The organism is Citrobacter freundii complex sp. CFNIH4 (assembly GCF_002934505.1).
GTDB classification, from domain to species: domain Bacteria; phylum Pseudomonadota; class Gammaproteobacteria; order Enterobacterales; family Enterobacteriaceae; genus Citrobacter; species Citrobacter freundii.
On the sequence record NZ_CP026231.1, the window covers coordinates 3,393,899 to 3,412,366 of the forward strand.

Consider the following 18,468-nt stretch of genomic DNA (forward strand, 5'->3'; position numbering starts at 1 on the left):
TATCTTCCGCTTACAGGCGATTCAGGTCGTTTTCGTCGGTTCCTGCTCAGGCGCAGTCACCGCTTCACGGCTATCAAGAACATGCTTGAGGACAAACATGCCGCTCATCATCAGGTAGGCCACAACAAACATCATCGAGCTGCCCTCAGCAAAGCCAACTGCCGGGGAGTGGATCACGCCAAACAGCGATAACAGTGCCCCAAAGGCTGCGGCAATCGCCCCACGCAGCGGCTTATTCATAATGGCGAAGATAGCGACGCAGCCCCACAGCATGCTGGCCAGCGGCGCACCGCTTCCCAGATGCACCAGTCCGTCGTAATAGACACCTTTGCTGTGCAGTAAGTCGCTACCCAGTTTCCCCGCGGATGTTCCGGCGGCGCCCATCACGCTGTTAACGATGGTCAATGCCCAGTTAGCGATCCACGGGAACAGGCAGATGAAGATGACAGGAACCTCGACTTTGGGCGTTTCTCGCACCACCTGGTTGGCGGTCACCACACCGATAAACACCAGAATCGGCACTATCGCAGTCATCGGAATAATGGCGAGCATAAACGCGCCCAGGCCAAACAGCGGTACCAGGAACATGGTGATGCCTGAAGCGAGGGTATAGCCGATGCTGGCGCCCATCGCTTTCCAGCCCGCATGCCCAACATACACGGTCACCGGGAACGGGTTGCCCAGCATGCAGCCAAGCATGGAGGCAAAGCCGTTCGCCATCATCACCTTACGGGTGTTGTACTCATCCCCCGCCGCGTGCGCACTTTCAATGTTCTCAAGGTCGAAAATGTAGTTCGCCAGACCCAGAGGAACCGCAGAAGCCAGATACGGCAGTGCATGCGGCAAACCTTGCAGGAAGCTGTCGACATGAATTTCCGGCGGGTTGAAGCCAAAGGAAGACATCGACGCTTTAATGGCCTCCGGGCTTTGTAAACCGGAGATCCACGCCAGGGCCGTACCGGCAATCAGCAGCAGCAAGCCGGTAGGAATGCGGGCAAAAATCGGCTTCTTACCGAACCAGTTAATGAAGATCAGCAACAGGACGATGAAGGAGACGGTCGGCGCTTCGAATGCCTGCAGCATCGGGTTCATCGCCAGCAGCAACAGTCCCAGGCCGGACAGACAAGAAAGCAGTACCGTACGTGGAATCATCTTGCGGATGGTCTCGCCCAGGAAGGAGCCGCCGACCAGGATCAACGCTTCGACAAAGCACCACACCAGGGCTATCTGGATAGCAAAGTTGGCATCTTTGGTTTGCTGATAAACCGGCATCAGTACCAGGAAGGTTACGGTAAAGATTGACGGTGCGCTCGGTCCGGACGGCAGCGCCGTCACGTCTTTACGCCCGGTGTGTTTTGCCATCTGCAGGCCAAACCAGGCGTAGCAGACGCTGGCCACCAGCACCGCCAGACCAAAGGCAGGCGCAATGCGACCATAGACAATTTCGGTAGGGATCCCGACAACAAAAATGAGCAGCCCCATCATTGTCAGCAGGTTAGTCAGGTTGTTGGTCATCAGCCCAAAGTAAGCTGCCCAGTCACCACGTTTCCATTCTAGTTTTATGCTGTTCATGGAATATCCTTAACAGGTTAAGCATCGTTTGCGATCGCGGAGATCGCCCAGCCCTGCAGGTAAGCAACGTTTTTCGCTTCGCTACTGTGGGGCTAACCGCGTTAGCCCCGATTGTTGTTATTGGCAGTAGCGGTCGCGCCAGTTGAGGATCGCCTTTTCAAAACAGGCGAATGGCGGGTGGACTATTCCGGCGCCGATCATGCCGATCCCCGCATCTTTGTGCGCAATTGCGGTGTTAATCACCGGCAGAATGCCGGTGCTGCCCACGCGCGTAATATCGATAGCGGTCGGTACGCCCATAAAACCCAGCAGTGGAATGGTGACGTTGGGGTTTTCGCCGAGAGTGATTTCACGCATCTGGCGAGAGAAATCAACGGCCTCTTCGACCGTACCCCCCACCAGTGCCACGATGGCCGGCGCCGTCGCCATAGCGAAACCGCCAATGCCGTAGGTTTCGGTGATCGCGCTATCGCCAATATCACGTCCGGAATCTTCCGGCTTGTAGCCCGCAAACATCGGGCCAATCACCTGCTGCGCCGGACCGGTAAACCACTGACCCGGTAAGCCGCTGATGCGCAAACCGAACTCAACACCGTTTCGCGCCATCGTCGTCACCACGGTGCTGTATTCAATGCCGTGGGCGGCGTCCATTGCGGCTTTACACATCGCCATCCAGGTCGGTCCGGAGAAGTAATCGCTGCTGAGGACAAATTCAAACACCTCACGCTGCTGCTCAACCGGATAGCCGGTCTGAATAATCCACGGCGTCAGCGCCTGAATCAGCAGCGCCGTCCCGGCGTTATTGCGGTTATGACACTCATCGCCCATGTGCAGCGCCTGCGCCAGCATCAGGCGCAAGTCTATTTCTCCCGCCAGCTTCATGGCGTCGCGCAGCATCGGTCCCAGCACATCACGCATCCAGTTCAGACGATCAATAACGCTCTGATCGTTCGCGCCCATACGCAGGATCTTCGCCATCTGCTCGCTCATATTGGTATATGCGCGGTTGCCGTAGGTTTTGTTCTCAACGATGTGCATAAACATCGACGCTGACGTCACACCCGCCATCGAGCCAACGCAGTCATGCTCGTGACATGGTGAGAAGATAATTTCACCCGAGGCGGCCAGTTCGGCAGCTTCATCCAGATCTTTCGCCAGTCCTTCAAACACCAGCGCCCCGGTTACCGCGCCCTTCATTGCACCGCACATTTTTTCCCAGCGGATTGGCGGCCCGGCGTGCAGGATGGTGTTGCGGGTCATCCCCGGCACGACATTGATTGCCTGGTCATAGCCAATCAGCACCGGATGCGACTGGATAATACGTTCCAGCGCCTGCTGGTTAGCGGCAGCGATTTTGTCTGCTAGCGGCGAATCGGCAATCTCGTCCAGTGCAGCAACCACCTGCATGTTGCCCTGGCCCGGCGGCGTCCAGTCGAGTTGGGTCACGGGAACGTTCTGCTTTTTCAGGTCATCGCTGAACATCGCGATACCGACATTAATCACATTCAGCGGCTGGTTAAACAGTGTCTGGCTCATCAGGCTTCCTCCCCTTTACAGATAAATTCACGCGCCAGCAATCCGGTGTTGGTGCTACTGCTCGCCCAGATAACGCCCGCATCAGTCAGCATCTGACATTGTTTTTCCAGCGACGGCGTATCAAGATCGGTTCCCAGCACATAGCCGAGAATCTCAAGCGGACGACCGTCTGCGGCGGCGATCGCTTTGGCTTCAACGATCGCGTCGAGCATCACGCCAACCGGATCTTCATGCGATCCAAAACCAAGGACGAAGTCCATCACGATCACGCCGACTTCAGGATCGCGCGCTTCCTGCAACAGACGACTAATGCGGTTGGTGGGATCGATCATCGGGTGCGGTTTACCGTTGGTAAAATCGTCATCACCGAAATCGAGGAAGGTATGCGCCACGCTGCGGTTGAGATCTTGCAGGCGGAACGCCGGATCCGGATGAATGTTGCTGTAAACTTCGGCATGTTTTTCCATGGCAGCAAACATCGCCTCATCGCACAACGTGCCACCGCAGAACAAGCCACGGATGTACTTTTGTTGCGAGGTCAGACGGGCGCGAACCTCTTCAATCAGCGGCCAGTTGAGCGGATGCAGATCCAGGCTCTCTTTTTTCACGCCGGTAAGTAGTACAGCTTTCAACGCCGCCTCTTTAGTACCGCGGGCAAACTGCAGGCCTTTTTCATCCGCAGGCGCGGCTTCACGTCCGAGGAAACACACCACCACGGGCTTATGACAGGCGCGCGCACGTTCCAGCACCTTGCGCGCCACCGCTGGCGCAGGAGGTTTGGAGATAAGCGCGATGATCTCAGTTTGCGGATCGGCCTCCAGCATGCCAATCGCGTCAAGCATCATCAGGCCGCCAATCTTCTCACTCAGATCGCGTCCACCGGTGCCAATCAGTTGGGAAATTCCGCCGCCAAACTCGTGAATGCGTACGCTCAGCTCCTGGCTACCGGTACCGGACGCACCAATAATTCCGATGTTGCCGCGACGCACTGCGTTGCCAAAACACAGCGCCGCGCCGTTAATGATGGCGGTTCCGCAGTCTGGCCCCATCATTAACAGCCCTTTTTCGTGCGCCAGTTGCTTAAGCGTCAGCTCGTCTTCAATAGAGACGTTGTCAGAGAACAACATCACGTTGAGGTTATTTTGCAGCGCCTGACGCGCTTCACGCGCGGCAAACAGGCCGTTGACCGAGATCACCGCCAGGTTGCTGTCGGGAACGTGCTTCTTCGCGCTGGCCAGCGTGGCATAGCGCGCTTCGTGCTGGCCACCCTGCTCTTTATGCGTAAACAGATCGTCAATCGCCACCAGCGTTTGCGCGTTTGCTTCGTCGCTCGCGCCTTTAATGACAATCATCAGATCGCCACTCTTCGCCTCTTCCAGCTCAGGCGTGAGCAGGCCGAGATTCTTCAGCACGCCCTTATTCATTTCTGTCGCCATAGCCACGAACGCCTGCTCAACACCATCGAGCTTATTTGCGCGCGTGGAGATAGACATCAGTGAGACAGAATCAAAATACGTGTTCTTTTTAACAACTATCCTGATCGACATAATTCCCTCCAGACCTGTGGCTCAGGGCGCAGGCATCCGCCATGCCATACAGCATGTCGCAGCCAGAACTTGAGCCAATATTTTTAATGTCAGTAATATATTGTGTAGAAACGGGTTGTTGCTCAGTAATAATATGGTTGAGCAGCCGTCCAACGCTTTCCCGATAACGCTGATGAAAAGCTTCCTCTAATGTTATTTTGCTGAGTAGCGTCGTATTATTTCCGGCACATTGTAAAGCTGCTAAAAAATCTTCACGATATTTCCTCAGCGGATGTCCGGGAATAAATAGAATAGTGCTTAGGCCCACTAAATAATCATCCGATGAGGGCGTCAGACCAATCCCCAGACCAATTAAATGGCTGACCGCTGTAGAGATATTTTCTCCTGTACGCAACGCCGTCAGTAATGTTTGTCGGCGGTTGTGTAATTGACGGGTGATTTCCTGAAAAAACGGATTGTCACCCTGATACAGAAATAATGTGTCGTCGCTTCTTAGCTGTTGGCGGATAACCTCTTCCCAATGCTGCCAGCCGACTGCGGCAAGACTTGCTGCATCAGATGTCCACCGTGGTATTCGCCACAGCAGGCAACCGGCGGTTTCTATCCATTTATCATTGCCAACAACTATTCCCGACCCGCTAAAATTGACCAGCTCACCGGGATGAAACAGGTCTTCACAATGCGTCAGCGCCAGCCGACAGCTGTTAGGTGCGTTATCACAATCTTCACTCAGTAACGTCAGCAACCGCTGCTGTTCAGGTATCAACAGGTTTACCGCGTGGGAAAAAACCTGTTCAACCCGCCCCGTTCCCCGGAAAGTGAGAAACGCGCTGTCTGCGGTTAGCGCCCGTACGCATCGCCGTGATGGCGTAGCGATAATGGCGCTCCTGTGTCAGGCTCCGGCCGCAATCAGCAGCTCGGCAATTTCGTGGTACCCTTTCTCTCGCGCCAGTTCCAGCGGGGTTTTACCGTATTTATCCGTCATGTGCGGATTTGCGCCATGGTCGAGCAGCAGCTTAACGATCTCCTGCTGCTTCGCGCCACCGTCATTAAGTACGATGGCTTCCAGGAGCGGCGTCCAGCCAACAAAATTAGTATGGTTGACATTGATATCGGTACGCAGCAGCAGCTCACGCACGATCTCAACATGGCCTTTTTCGCTGGCTGGCGTAATACCGACACCGCCAAAACGGCTCAGACAATTAAGGTCAGGGTTAGCCGGTAATACCGTACGCAACAGCGTTAAATCATTCGTCAGGCAGCTAATCAGGAAGGGGTTAAAACAAGTTTGATCTTGTTTATTAATATCGGCACCCTCAGCAATCAATAAAGAAACACAGTCATAATGTTTATTCAGGCTGGCAATAATAATGGCAGTACGCCCCTGGCGGTTAGTGGCATTAATATCCACATTTTTTGCCAGACAGGATTTTAATCCATCGGCATTGCCCTGTTCTGCCGCCAGCAGAAATTCAGTAATGAGTTCTTTCTCTGACATAATCGCTCTCCTGCAGTTTTTTAGACTTTTTAAATATCCGATAACCTGAGAATAGCAACAGAGTGCAGAGAATAACATCCGCTTAAATTTCATTCATCGTTAGTGCATCGATTATTGAATCAATTTTAACAATGAGAACAAAACGTGCTGTAGTGCAATCTTTCCCTTATGACTGGGGCCCTTTCAGCCACTAATCAGTAGTCCGGGGAATCAGGCGGTATGCTGCACGGATAGCGGCCTGCAATTAAAATACAGAAGTGTGATTGCCTTCAAATCAAATGTAAAACTAGTGTTAAATTTTGTTCAAAACTGATTGCTCTGTATAAGGATTACAAATACATTCAACAATCATCGTGTTGCGGATGCGCATTGTCGCCGGAGGGGAGAAAGATGAATTCAATATTTACCGAGGAAAACCTGCTGGCGTTTACGATGGCTGCCCGCTATAGCAGCTTTAGCAAGGCGGCTGAAGAGCTAGGCTTAACCACATCGGCAATTAGTTACACCATTAAGCGCATGGAAATGGGTCTCGACGTGGTGCTGTTTACCCGCAGTACTCGCAGCATTGAACTGACCGAGTCCGGGCGCTACCTGTTTCGCAAGGCGACCGACCTGCTCAACGATTTCCACGCCATCAAGCGCAGCATTGATACCATCGCTCAGGGCATTGAAGCCCGGGTACGCATCTGCATTAACCAGCTGTTGTATACCCCTCAACATACAGCGCGGCTGCTGCAGGTACTCAAGAAACAGTTTCCAACCTGCCAGATAACCGTCACCACCGAGGTGTATAACGGCGTCTGGGATTCGATCATCAACAACCTGGCTAATATCGCCATTGGCGCACCCGATACGTTACTGGATGGCGGCGGAATTGATTACACCGAGATCGGCGCGATCCGTTGGTCGTTTGCGATTGCCCCGGATCATCCCCTCGCCTTTATGCCGGAACCCATTTCTGAGAGCCAGTTACGCCTGTACCCGAACATCATGGTGGAAGACACCGCACACACCATCAACAAGAAGGTCGGCTGGCTGTTACACGGACAGGAGTCGATTCTGGTTCCCGATTTTAATACCAAGTGCCAGTGCCAGATCCTGGGTGAAGGCATCGGTTTTCTGCCGGACTACATGGTGCGCGAGGCGATGGAAAAGTCGTTGCTGGTGACGCGGCAGATCCACAACCCGCGTCAGGATTCACGAATGCTGTTGGCAACCCAGCATTCGGCAACCGGTCGTGTAACTCAGTGGATTAAAAAAGAGTTTGGGCCACAAGGGATACTGACGGGGATTTATCAGGATCTGCTGCATCGGGAGTGATGAACCGGATGGCTGTTATACCTTCCGGTACACATAAGATGATCAGGCGCGGATATCGTCGTACTCGCGGGTTTTATCAAATTCATGTTTGGCAAACGGGCACAGCGGAATAACTTTGCGGTTTTCAGCGCGCATCTTCTCTACCACTTTCGCCACCAACTGTTTGCCGACGCCCTGACCTTTCAGGCTGGGGTCGACATCGGTATGTTCAATGATGCTCAGATGCTCGCCCGTCGGCACAAATACAATCTCGGCAACCTGGTTGCCCTCAGCATCATTGACATAAAACTTGTTGTGGCCTGCAAGAATTTCCATGGTCCCCTCACTCATTTCTGGCGATATTTCAGCGCACCGCTCGGACAGGTATCGATGACCTTGATGACCGTCTCGACATCCACTTCATCCGGAATGATCCACGGTTTACGTTTCAGGTTAAACAGTTTCGCGCTTCCCCGCACGCAATTGCCCGAATGCTGACATATCGCCGTGTTGAAATAGACGTCAATCTTCTCGCCGGTATAGGCCCGGTAACCTGCATACAGTAGTTCCTTATCCACGACATTGCCTCACATTTTTTTATTGTCTGGGTCTAATCATAGACCTATGCGAGGCTGAAGGAAGCTGCTGAAAGCAGAAATATCACTCGGGCCTTTTCTGCAACAACGGCTGCTGCTCTGGTGGCAAATACTCCAGCATCGCAGGCGTTGGCGGCGGGAGGCGGTTATCGGCAATATCCCTGTCCACATCGATATGACTGATTTCGCCATTCTCATGATGGTGGACCGTCAGCACCCTCGCCTTGTTCAGTTCCGTAACCAGCTCCCGGGTAATACGCAAACTTTCTGCCAGCTCATGGTCTTCCAGCCCGGGTCTGCGACTGCGGCGTTCCACCCGAAAACGAAACTGGTTGTACTTAGCCCAGCCAATCAGCACCAGGCCGTTGACCAGGGCGACAAGGATATAAAACGTGACCGTATCCAGCGTGGTGAAAAAAGGTCGCACCCCCATATACGGCGAATGCGCCAGGGCCGTGATCAACCCTTTATAGATCAGGTATAAGAAACCAACCCAGGCGATGAGCGTCAACAACACATCGATAATGCGAGGCAGCAGACGCCGCTCCGTAAAGATCAGTGGCTGATTCACGATTCGATCCTCCCAATTCCACGGTCAGGACTCACCCAACGCGCTCTGCCGCGTTTGCGTTTGAGCATCACTTTCGGGAACGCGACCAGCGTGGTGAACAGGCTTAGCATCCAGTACACCACCGGGAACCAGATAATCCAGAACAACGAGGCGCCAATGCCTTTTTCATAACGTCGTTCAATCATCAGGCTCACCGCAAACTGCAGCAAGCACACCACGCCGAGGATAAGTCCGGTAAAGGCTGGCGGGAACAGATGCTGCACATACAGCGAGTCCGGCATCGGGATCATCAGCCCTAACAGGAACAGCACGATACTGATCGCATAGGCAAACGACCAGGCGGTAGAAAAACAAAACTCAAGAAACAGCGGCCACATGCGACGGAACTCCCACGACCACAGACGACGCATGTTAACGATAAACACCTCTGCACCACCCTGCGCCCAGCGCAAACGCTGCTTCCACAGCCCTTTTAACGTTTCAGGCATCAGGATCCAACACAGTGCGCGCGGCTCAAAGAATACCGACCAGTGGCGCAATTGCAGCTTCCAACTGATATCGATATCTTCAGTGATCATGTCCGGGCTCCAGTAACCGACCTCGGCCAGCGCGCGACGACGAAACGCCGCAACTACGCCTGAAACGGTAAAGATCTGTCCATAGACTCGCTGAGTACGCTTAATTAAACCGATAATGGAAGAGAACTCACCGACCTGCACACGACCGATTAACGTAGAGCGGGTTCGAATACGCGGGTTCCCCGTCACTGCGCCAACACGCGGGAACTGGATCAGCGGAGCCACAATATAGGCAACGGCATCACGATCCAGTAACGCATCGCCATCAATGCACACCAGGTAATCGCTGCGCGCCGCGGCCGCACCGGTCTTGAGCGCCAGCGCTTTGCCCTGGTTTTCAGCCAGATGAATCACCCGCAGGCTGGGGTATTCCACTGCCAGTTGTTCCAGCACGTCGTGAGTGTCATCCGTTGAACCATCGTTGATAGCAATCACTTCGATATTCTTATATCGCTGTGCCAGTGCGGCCTCAATGGTTTCACGCGCGTTGATCCCTTCGTTAAAACAGGGGATCAGAATGGAAACCAGTGGATTCCCCGGCAGGGTCGGTGGTGGCGTGTCATCTCCCCATTTCCAGTGACGTTCACGGTAAAACCAGAAATAGACTCCGCCGCTTATCCACAAAGCAGACATGAACAAAGGCCAGAAGAAGACGAAGTTCAACATCACTTCACCTGTAAAGATGACAGCCACGCCAAACGGCAGGCTGAACATCAGGCAAAGTATCAGGAAAGCAATAATGCGATCGGTCATTTTTGCGGATACCAGTATGAGGAGAACGTCGAGCGAATCTCTGACATCTCAGGTTTGTCGCTGATGAAATCATCCGGGTAATAGCCGTAGTTACCTGCACCGCTTAATTTCAGCTGGCGCATCCATTCGGCTATTTGTTTTCCGCTGATTTCAGCCTGATCCCCGGATTTACGCCAGTCTCGTGCCTGCAGTTCAAACACGGTTTTATCCAGCGCCCCAGGGTTTTGTGCAACGGCATTCACCAGTCGGTCAAGCCATGCGTTGGCATCATTGACCGGGATCTGTTCCATGAATGGCATCGCCATCGGCGCCGTCCAGTCATAGGTATTGAGGAAATCATTCAGGTTTTGTGCAAACCAGGCTTCACTTTCAGGCTCCAGTACCGGCATGGCGTAAATATTGCGCGCAGTTTGCACCTGTGGACCGCGAATATTACGCACAGACTGAGTCAGCTGTTTGGTGAAGTCGATCAGCATCTTACTTTTCAGGCGCGTCCAGCGCTCGAACGCCTGAGGATTATTACGTATTTGCTCGATACTGCCCGGAAGCCCTGCGGCACGGTAGGCGGCTAACGCATCCGGTGACGCATCTTCAAAGTCCGTCAGGAAAGCATCGTCATGAAACAAAATACCTTTGAAGCTGGCGTGTTTCGCCAGGTCTTCATAGATTTCAGTGATGCGCTGACGCGCTTCGCTGCTCCAGGGTGAAAGGCGGACATAGTTCTCGTGATTGATAGCAGTACGTCCCGTTTTCGGATCCCATGCGGTTACGCGTGGAATAGACGCGTCGAGATCGAAAGCCAGAACCGGCATCCAGGCATATACCGTCACCCCTGCCCGCGTTTGTAGTTGCCAGGAGATATAGTTAAAGAGATCGGCACGCATCGGCAGCCAGCGGTTGGGGAAATAGACCTCACGAATATTCCCGTCGCCTTGCGGATCGGCGTACGCCTGCAGGAAGACATGAGAAATACGCATGTCATAAACGCGCTGGATCAGCTTATCGATATTTCGCTTCTGCTGAGCAGGGTCCTTGTCATATACGTAATCCAGATCGACATGCATCACGCGCATCGTCTGTGGCTCACGGACCTGAGCGACCTGACTGGCAAAGTGCTTAAGGGATGGGTTATCAGAGATCAGCACGCGCGGAATATCATCGAGAAACGCGGCATTCGCCAACCCTTCATTAAGCGTAAAGGCCATCTTATAGCCATGCTCTTTGGCCAGGTTTAACGTCGTGCCGTTGGCTGCGCCGTACGGCCATACCCACGCGCGCGGCGATTTCCCTGTCACCGATTTGATCTTGTTAGTGATCAGAGAAATATCCGTGTTTATACGTCGCGTGTACTGTTCGTCCGTTTCGTAAGTGCCGGTTTTCTTATCATACAGGCGGTTCGCTACAGCTGGCTCTTTACTCCCCTGCGGATTGGCCTCAGCGCCAAAGTGCGAGTTCCAGGTGTGCGCACCGACTTCCACCAACGGCGATTTCCCCATTTCTTCGACCATTTTCCAGGTGGCGAATTTATCTCGCGCTGTCATTAAGCCGCCAAAATCGACTTTTTTGTTGGCTGGCGCATCAACCCAACTGCCTACTGGCGCCCAGAGAGCAGGCCAGTTGTAGGCTTTCAGCAATGGCCAGACGCGGGTATAAAAACTGCTATACCCGTCATCAAAGGTGAGTAATACCGCTTTTTCCGGCAGTACAATTTTACCGTCATGGGCATCCAGAATTTGCTGCACGCTGATCGGCTGATAGCCATTATCACGCAGCCAGGCCATTTGGTCACTCAACGCGCTGGTACGCACAGAGAGGTAACGCTGGTCGGCAGCACCATCTTCAACATCGTGATAACCCAGTACCAGGAAACTATTTTTCGGCCACTGATGATCCGCCGTCAGCGGTGTTCTCTCCCCAGGAGGAACATAGCGAGGCGTTGTATTGTGCGCGCTGCTGCACGCGGTAATCATCAACCAGCCAGCGATTAATGCGCTAAGCCACAGGCATCTTTTCAGCATGAACAATCCTTAAAACCTGACATTTAAATCGAAAGCGAGGGAGATATTCCGCTCACGTTTACCGTCATAGGGGCGTTTATCCCAAATCAGCATCACCCCGCCATCTACGACGTTGTTCCATTTAAGCCGTTGTCCGTATCCTACCTGGACGATAGCGCCTGCATCTTCACCTTGCTGCCAGTAGCCACCTACGCCTGCCAGACCTTGCTGCGTCCAGACGGTATCATAGTGGCGGTAAAGAACCTGCTCAGCGCTCAGGCCAGGGACAACCGAAAAATCACTCTTCGGGTTGTAATACGGCACATTCTCTTTGGTGTTGGTGCTCCCGCCAATGCCCGGCGTAAAGTCCAGCGTGAAGCGAGGCGTGGTCCAGATGCGCTCTTTTCCGCTGAGTCCGTATTCGATGCGATCGTTACCGTCTGAGAAATGTGATGCAGCAAACGACAGTTGATATTCACGTCGTTCGTTTTGATACCAGCGAACGAACATATCGCCGCCGTTGGCATACACACCGCTACGCAGCGCGCGCAATGGCGTATTACGCGACAAGCGCTCGGCCGAACCGCCTACGCGCCAGTTGTCATTGAAGTCATGCCAGCCGGATAGACGCCCACCAATCTTCTGACCATCGCCATAATTTCGGCCAGACACTTCCATTTCCGCCCAGTAATCACGGGAAGTCCATTCTGCACCCGCCGCCAGATCGCGGCTGATGCCCTTCCCTTCCTCAAATTCACCGGTAGCGAAGTTGAATCCAGTAAACAGTCGCCAGTTGTCATTAATCGGCGGACTGTAAATAGCCGTGTTGATGTTGAAGTCATTCTTACCGCTGACCGGGCTATCGGACGAGATCCCCTGCGTGCCGCTAATGCGCACTTCCGACATTTTGTGGACATCACGAATACGCGCGAGGCGCAGCGTCGCTTCATCATCCGGGCTACGGGCAATAACGTCATCCGTCAGTTCATCGGCCTGCTTCCATTCCTGGAGATCCAGCGCAACGTAAGCCTGCTGACGCTCCAGCTCCAGATTGCTTGGCTCAATCACTTCCGCCAGCTTAAGCTCTTTCTCCGCCGCATGCGGCAATCCACGCGCTTCAAGCACAGAGGCATAGGAAATGCGCAGTCCCTGGTTACCGGAGCCTGTTCGTGCCAGATGCTCTGCGAGCTTTTCTGCCTCTGGCAGTTCATTGGCAGCGATATGATATTGCGTCAGCAGCGACTGTCCGAGCAGCCAGTTATCGTTAGGCTGCGGCGTTGGCGAGCCATAGATACGCCGCAGATACGGACTTTCTTTGATCAAATCATCGACTTGTTTTTTGGCAGCATCGAAGTTTTCATTATCAATGTGTGCATAGAACAGATCTTGTTGATCCTCTGGACTGAGCGGCGTCACCGGGATAGGCCCATTTGGGTAGTAGATGCTCGCCAACATCGCTTCGGTTTTTTCCGGCTGACGCTCGCTTAACCATGCTGATGCCACCCAACGTTTTGCGTAGTTTGGTACTTCGCCGCTTGCGGAAAGGGACTCATATTCCTCGATCACTTCGGCAGTACGTTTACGCACCAACAGGGCACCCATACGGTCTATTCTCGCCCGGCGGACATCATTCTGCGCAGACGGCTCATCTTTCCAGGCCGCCAACAACTGGTCATAACGGGCCAGCGCTTTATCTGCTACGATAAAACGTTCTTCTTCATTACGTGCGGACGTATAAGAGGATCGGACCATTTCAGCCGCCGCATCAAGCTCAAGGCGACGCTTCACCGGATCTGCCGTGGGTACGACTTCCGCCATATTTAAGGCTGGTCCGGAAACACGGTTCGCTGACAGCGCAGACAGCAGCGTGGATTTTGCATTTTTGTTGCCAGGATCGACGTCATCCGCCTGGCTGGCAACCAACAGCGCGTCCCAGTTTTTCCCCTGAGAGTGATAGACATAGGCAAGTAGCGCATCGGAATCAGCCCCCGGATGCGCCTGAGCCCATTTATTCGCTTCGGTAAGGGCTTGCTGATTGTAGCGCGCATCTGCCAGCGTCATTATCCAGCCGGTGCGTACATCCACGTTATCAGGTTCTTCCTGTAAAACGCGTTCCCACACCGCCAATGAATCATTCCAGTTTTTCTGGTTACGATACGCACGCGCTGCGGCGACTTTTCCCCGTGCAGGCACATCCATCTGACCACGATACCGCTGCCAGATTTCAATTGTTGTTTTATCGTTGTTCTCAACCCAACTAGAAACTTGCAGCCAGTCGGCAACCTGGTTTGGCGTTAGCGCGCTTTTCTTTCCCTGATCCTCAAGGTAGCGCAATAGCGGCGCACTATTCCCCCCCCCGCGCTTCAATAACCAAAGCATCATAATCAGATACCGCAGCAGAGATTTGCATAGGGAAAAGAATGCTGGCCGTAAATAAACAGCTTACGGACTTAAAACGTTTAATGAAGTTGGCATGTCGACGCATACTGAACATATCTGCCCTTATATCTTACATCAGAGTAAAAATAAGCGTTTTCAATAAGTTAAGGTCAATCCCTGACGATTGCCGACCATGTAAGATGCACTGCCGCTTATTTCGTAATAGGGTTATAAAGCAATTAATTCTTTCGTCTTATTGACTACCCGCACCGCGTCCTCTAATCGTTGAGCAGGAGGCATAAACTCGGGAATTTTATCACTCCATGTAGTTCATGGCTACGTAATAAGAAAAGTCTTAGTCAAAAAAGTATTTTAGACTAAATAATCCTAATACTCTTGGGATTGAATTCTGGATTTAAACAAAGTTTGCCCGGTGACATAATGTGACGATGCTTACTATTGCTGGTTAGCATAGCTACACCGCGCAACTGTTTGCATGGTAACTATTTTGAGAGATGAATAGAGAAAAATCTGATAATAGGCTCTCTGCTAACAACAAAATATAACTTAATTTTTAGGGCTCAAACAGGGCCAATGAAATGAAAATAAGAGTACAGGCGCAAGAAGAATTAGATACAGAAACAACACATTGAAATCAAATAACTTTCTTCATCATTTTTCGAAACCTACCATAATTGGTATTTGGATACACGCTCGAAGACGTGCACGAATAATTGTGTATTACTCTGCGCGTTAATGTATTTACCAACCTTGCGTATTATTGACAACATCAACCACAATCAATTATTTCCCCTTACAATATGAAAGCCTATTAGCATTGCAAGCAACTGTTCGAAGCATAATTTTTTGCACTTACCTTCGGCTTTGTTGAATAAATCAGATTTCGGGTAAGTCTCCCCCGTAGCGGGTTGTGTTTTCAGGCAATACGCACGCTTTCAGGCATACCTGCTTTCGTCATTTTGTTCAGCGCTCGTACCAGGGCCATAGCCTCTGCAACCTGACCATCGTAGTCACGCAGTGTCAGTGAACCCCCGAACAGCTGTTTTACCCGGTACATCGCCGTTTCCGCTATCGAGCGACGGTTGTAATCTGTTGTCCATTTCCACCGCGCATTACTCCCGGTCATTCGCTGATTAGCCACTGCACGGTTACGGTCTGCATATTCACCGGGCCAGTAACCCGCACCTTTTCGGGGAGGGATAAGCGCGCTGATTTTCTTACGCCGCAGTTCATCGTGACATAGCCGGGTATCGTAAGCGCCATCGGCGGCGGCTGACCTGATTTTCCGGTGGGTTTGCCGGATTAACCCGGGGAAGGCCTCTGAGTCCGTAACGTTGTTCAGCGACAGGTCAGCGCAGATGATTTCATGTGTTTTACTGTCAACGGCGAGATGCAGCTTACGCCAGATACGGCGGCGTTCCTGGCCATGCTTTTTGACTTTCCACTCGCCTTCACCGAAGACCTTCAGCCCGGTGGAATCAATTACCAGGTGTGCGATTTCACCCCGGGTGGGCGTTTTGAAACTGACATTAACCGACTTTGCCCGCCTGCTGACACAGCTGTAATCCGGGCAGCGTAGCGGAACGTTCATCAGAGAAAAAATGGAATCAATAAAGCCCTGCGCAGCGCGCAGGGTCAGCCTGAATACGCGTTTAATGACCAGCACAGTCGTGATGGCAAGGTCAGAATAGCGCTGAGGTCTGCCTCGTGAAGAAGGTGTTGCTGACTCATACCAGGCCTGAATAGCTTCATCATCCAGCCAGAAAGTTATGGAGCCACGGTTGATGAGGGCTTTATTGTAGGTGGGCCAGTTGGTGATTTTGAACTTTTGCTTTGCCACGGAACGGTCTGCGTTGTCGGGAAGATACGTGATCTGATCCTTCAACTCAGCAAAAGTTCGATTTATTCAACAAAGCCCTTACCTTCCCCTCAGTCTTTCAGATAATCTGGGCAAAGACGCCAATGGGAGCCGGTCAATGAAAATCGTTAACGCAGAAGAAAAGCACATCCCCGCCATACGCGATATTTATGCACATCATGTTCTTCACGGTACCGGCAGCTTTGAAACCGACCCGCCGGATGCTCACCAGATGTTTGCTCGTCTGGAAAAAATCCGCAGCCTCGGGCTGCCGTGGGTCGTCGCGCTACAGGAAGATAAGGTCATCGGGTATTGCTACCTCACCCACTATCGCGAGCGTTATGCCTACCGCTATACCCTTGAGGATTCGATTTATATTGCTCCAACGGCTCAGCGTCAGGGTGTAGGAAAGGCTTTACTGCGTCATGTGATCGGCTGGGCTGAAGCACAGGGCTATCGGCAACTGATTGCCATCGTCGGCGACAGCAATAATCAGGGATCGTTAAAAGTCCATCAGCAGGCCGGATTTACGGAAATCGGCACACTGAAAAACATTGGCTTCAAACATGGACTATGGCTCGACACGGTATTGCTACAACGTAATCTGGGTGAAGGTAACAGCACACTACCACCGGATTTCGGTGTCGCTATTTAACATTTATAAAGAATAACTACAGGGAGAGAGTTTTGGAGCGGGCGAAGGGAATCGAAACTCTGTTTCATTTTTCCATAACGCGACGGTCATAGAATCAACATAGTAACTATTATTGATACTTGATTGCGAGATTTTAGAGGATCAATCTCATGACAATCAAGGGCCAGGAGTATCTTTATCTTTCACCGGACGGCGTTTGGCAGTTTCAAATCTACGTTCCTGCTTACATGCGCCACATGTTCGGCGGGAAGCGCCTCTACCGGAAAAGCACTGGTACAAGAGACATTTACAAGGCTCGACACTTCCGCAATCACATGCTGGTAGAGTGGAACAACCTGAAAGAACAATTCAAGCCAGATACAGAGGACAGGCGCATCCAGCTTGCGATCACTTCCCTGCACTCACAGATCCGCAAGAATAAAAACAAACCCCTGATTGAGGAGCGAGCCAGTTCTATTCCTCATCTGTGCCTATTACGTGACGAATACGCCACTGCTTACCGGGATCGGCGTTCACTGTCCACACTGAGCAAATCGGCGCGAGCCGTGGAGGTTTTTCTCCAGAGTATCGGGAAAGTTGATATCAGTTTGGATCAGATAGGACGGCGGCTGGTTACGGATTTCATCGAAGAACAGCAGAAACGCGACGTAGCAGGGCAGACGCTGCAAAACTGGTTAACGTCACTGGGAAGCCTCTATGAGTTTGCCAAACGTCGCTACGACGCTATAGCGCCGCTTAATCCGTTTCACGGCATGAACCTCGAAGCACGGCGCACTATTGAGAGCTACCAGCCGTTTGAATGGCATCAACTATCTACCCTGCTCAACGAAGCAGACGAAGAACTACGAGCCGTCATTCTGATCGGTTTGTTCTCTGGTGCAAGGCTGGACGAAATCGCCAGCTTGAAAAAATCAGATGTTGTTATAGTGGAAGGGATACAGACTTTCTTCATTAGCAAATCGAAAACGAAAGCAGGGGTTAGGCACATACCGATCCACGCTTTTCTGATCGGTATGGTGGATTATTATCTGAGTTTGAACACTGGAGATTACCTGTTACCACAGGCTAACAAGATTGAACGCAAAGACGGGAAAAAGGGGCCGTTCTATTCCCAGGCATTCACCCGCTTACGGCGTCGCGTAGTGCCTATGGCTACAGATCGCCAATGCTTTCACAGTTTGAGGGGGCATTTTATCACGTGTCTTGACCGTGCCGGAGTACCCGAACAGCGTATAGGCTACATCACGGGGCACTCTTCCCAAGCCGCAGCCACAGAAGCATTCAAGACATACAGCGCGGGGTGTTCCATGAAAGAATTGTCCGACTATGTGGAAATGGTGGATTATCCAGAGATCATCTTCCCTGAAACGGAAAAAGGGGCGTAAGCCCCTTATTTATAAACAAATTGATTAGATTAATAAGCTATTGTTTATGAATAATACACGCTAATTCTTGCTTTACGAACAAAGCAAGATTAAAACAGTAACAAAAAGCATCAAAGCCATAACACTAAAACCACAAAAAAAAACCCACCAAATTCAGTAGGTTACACACTTAAATAACAGAAACCATTATTGATTTTTTGTTACAAAGACCACATTATGAATG

The 18,468-nt window shown here is 51.9% G+C and carries 14 protein-coding genes and 1 pseudogene; 3 read left to right on the forward strand and 12 right to left on the reverse strand.

Annotation, left to right across the window (positions count from 1 at the left end):
* Nucleotides 1-21: 21 nt before the first annotated feature.
* The 5 genes from C2U41_RS17300 to C2U41_RS17320 form a co-directional block, all read right to left on the reverse strand.
* A complete protein-coding gene (locus C2U41_RS17300) occupies nucleotides 22-1,572 on the reverse strand; it encodes a hypothetical protein (protein ID WP_003840986.1) in 1,551 nt (516 codons plus the stop codon).
* 117 nt (nucleotides 1,573-1,689) lie between these two features.
* Nucleotides 1,690-3,108 carry a DUF1116 domain-containing protein gene (locus C2U41_RS17305; protein WP_003033887.1) on the reverse strand — a complete coding sequence of 473 codons (1,419 nt, stop codon included), beginning with the start codon at nucleotides 3,106-3,108 and terminating at the stop codon, nucleotides 1,690-1,692.
* The gene (fdrA, locus tag C2U41_RS17310) at nucleotides 3,108-4,655 is read right to left on the reverse strand and encodes an acyl-CoA synthetase FdrA (RefSeq protein WP_103848275.1); all 1,548 of its coding nucleotides are present in this window, start codon (nucleotides 4,653-4,655) and stop codon (nucleotides 3,108-3,110) included. Before fdrA ends, C2U41_RS17305 begins: the two co-directional genes overlap by 1 nt.
* On the reverse strand, nucleotides 4,633-5,421 hold the full coding sequence (locus C2U41_RS17315; RefSeq protein ID WP_103848274.1) for a DUF2877 domain-containing protein: 789 nt from the start codon (nucleotides 5,419-5,421) through the stop codon (nucleotides 4,633-4,635). Before C2U41_RS17315 ends, fdrA begins: the two co-directional genes overlap by 23 nt.
* A gap of 126 nt (nucleotides 5,422-5,547) precedes the next feature.
* Entirely contained in the window at nucleotides 5,548-6,153 is a 606-nt protein-coding gene (locus C2U41_RS17320) for an ankyrin repeat domain-containing protein (protein ID WP_003033877.1), read from the reverse strand.
* A gap of 390 nt (nucleotides 6,154-6,543) precedes the next feature.
* On the opposite strand from C2U41_RS17320, the gene C2U41_RS17325 reads away from it, so the two are divergent.
* The gene (locus C2U41_RS17325) at nucleotides 6,544-7,473 is read left to right on the forward strand and encodes a LysR substrate-binding domain-containing protein (RefSeq protein ID WP_003033874.1); all 930 of its coding nucleotides are present in this window, start codon (nucleotides 6,544-6,546) and stop codon (nucleotides 7,471-7,473) included.
* A gap of 42 nt (nucleotides 7,474-7,515) precedes the next feature.
* On the opposite strand, the gene C2U41_RS17330 is transcribed toward C2U41_RS17325, so the two are convergent.
* The 7 genes and pseudogenes from C2U41_RS17330 to C2U41_RS17360 form a co-directional block, all read right to left on the reverse strand.
* Nucleotides 7,516-7,788 (reverse strand): GNAT family N-acetyltransferase, encoded by a 273-nt coding sequence (locus tag C2U41_RS17330; protein ID WP_003033869.1) that lies wholly within the window; start codon nucleotides 7,786-7,788, stop codon nucleotides 7,516-7,518.
* Nucleotides 7,789-7,799: 11 nt separating this feature from the next.
* On the reverse strand, nucleotides 7,800-8,030 hold the full coding sequence (gene yjdI / locus C2U41_RS17335; protein WP_103848273.1) for a 4Fe-4S mono-cluster protein YjdI: 231 nt from the start codon (nucleotides 8,028-8,030) through the stop codon (nucleotides 7,800-7,802).
* 82 nt (nucleotides 8,031-8,112) lie between these two features.
* Nucleotides 8,113-8,619 (reverse strand): poly-beta-1,6-N-acetyl-D-glucosamine biosynthesis protein PgaD, encoded by a 507-nt coding sequence (gene pgaD, locus C2U41_RS17340; protein ID WP_003840995.1) that lies wholly within the window; start codon nucleotides 8,617-8,619, stop codon nucleotides 8,113-8,115.
* On the reverse strand, nucleotides 8,616-9,950 hold the full coding sequence (gene pgaC, locus C2U41_RS17345) for a poly-beta-1,6-N-acetyl-D-glucosamine synthase (protein ID WP_003033859.1): 1,335 nt from the start codon (nucleotides 9,948-9,950) through the stop codon (nucleotides 8,616-8,618). The genes pgaD and pgaC overlap by 4 nt, the downstream gene beginning before the upstream one ends.
* Nucleotides 9,947-11,968 (reverse strand): poly-beta-1,6-N-acetyl-D-glucosamine N-deacetylase PgaB, encoded by a 2,022-nt coding sequence (pgaB, locus tag C2U41_RS17350; protein ID WP_103848272.1) that lies wholly within the window; start codon nucleotides 11,966-11,968, stop codon nucleotides 9,947-9,949. Before pgaB ends, pgaC begins: the two co-directional genes overlap by 4 nt.
* Before the next feature lie 9 nt (nucleotides 11,969-11,977).
* Nucleotides 11,978-14,441, reverse strand: a pseudogene (pgaA, locus tag C2U41_RS17355) (poly-beta-1,6 N-acetyl-D-glucosamine export porin PgaA).
* A gap of 822 nt (nucleotides 14,442-15,263) precedes the next feature.
* Entirely contained in the window at nucleotides 15,264-16,187 is a 924-nt protein-coding gene (locus C2U41_RS17360) for an IS5-like element IS903B family transposase (RefSeq protein WP_001118619.1), read from the reverse strand.
* Between the two features lie 136 nt (nucleotides 16,188-16,323).
* Here C2U41_RS17360 and C2U41_RS17370 point away from each other — a divergent pair, with 136 nt between their 5' ends.
* Nucleotides 16,324-16,860 carry a GNAT family N-acetyltransferase gene (locus C2U41_RS17370; protein WP_086529874.1) on the forward strand — a complete coding sequence of 179 codons (537 nt, stop codon included), beginning with the start codon at nucleotides 16,324-16,326 and terminating at the stop codon, nucleotides 16,858-16,860.
* 149 nt (nucleotides 16,861-17,009) lie between these two features.
* Complete coding sequence (locus C2U41_RS17375) at nucleotides 17,010-18,245, forward strand: tyrosine-type recombinase/integrase (RefSeq protein ID WP_003033850.1); 1,236 nt, start codon at nucleotides 17,010-17,012, stop codon at nucleotides 18,243-18,245.
* Nucleotides 18,246-18,468: the final 223 nt, after the last annotated feature.

Bases quoted from the DNA above. Each gene is read 5' to 3' on its own strand.
- C2U41_RS17300 (WP_003840986.1), bottom strand. From the start codon at position 1,572: ATGAACAGCATAAAACTAGAATGGAAACGTGGTGACTGGGCAGCTTAC.
- C2U41_RS17305 (WP_003033887.1), bottom strand. From the start codon at position 3,108: ATGAGCCAGACACTGTTTAACCAGCCGCTGAATGTGATTAATGTCGGT.
- fdrA (WP_103848275.1), bottom strand. From the start codon at position 4,655: ATGTCGATCAGGATAGTTGTTAAAAAGAACACGTATTTTGATTCTGTC.
- C2U41_RS17320 (WP_003033877.1), bottom strand. From the start codon at position 6,153: ATGTCAGAGAAAGAACTCATTACTGAATTTCTGCTGGCGGCAGAACAG.
- C2U41_RS17325 (WP_003033874.1), top strand. From the start codon at position 6,544: ATGAATTCAATATTTACCGAGGAAAACCTGCTGGCGTTTACGATGGCT.
- C2U41_RS17330 (WP_003033869.1), bottom strand. From the start codon at position 7,788: ATGGAAATTCTTGCAGGCCACAACAAGTTTTATGTCAATGATGCTGAG.
- pgaC (WP_003033859.1), bottom strand. From the start codon at position 9,950: ATGACCGATCGCATTATTGCTTTCCTGATACTTTGCCTGATGTTCAGC.
- pgaB (WP_103848272.1), bottom strand. From the start codon at position 11,968: ATGCTGAAAAGATGCCTGTGGCTTAGCGCATTAATCGCTGGCTGGTTG.
- C2U41_RS17370 (WP_086529874.1), top strand. From the start codon at position 16,324: ATGAAAATCGTTAACGCAGAAGAAAAGCACATCCCCGCCATACGCGAT.
- C2U41_RS17375 (WP_003033850.1), top strand. From the start codon at position 17,010: ATGACAATCAAGGGCCAGGAGTATCTTTATCTTTCACCGGACGGCGTT.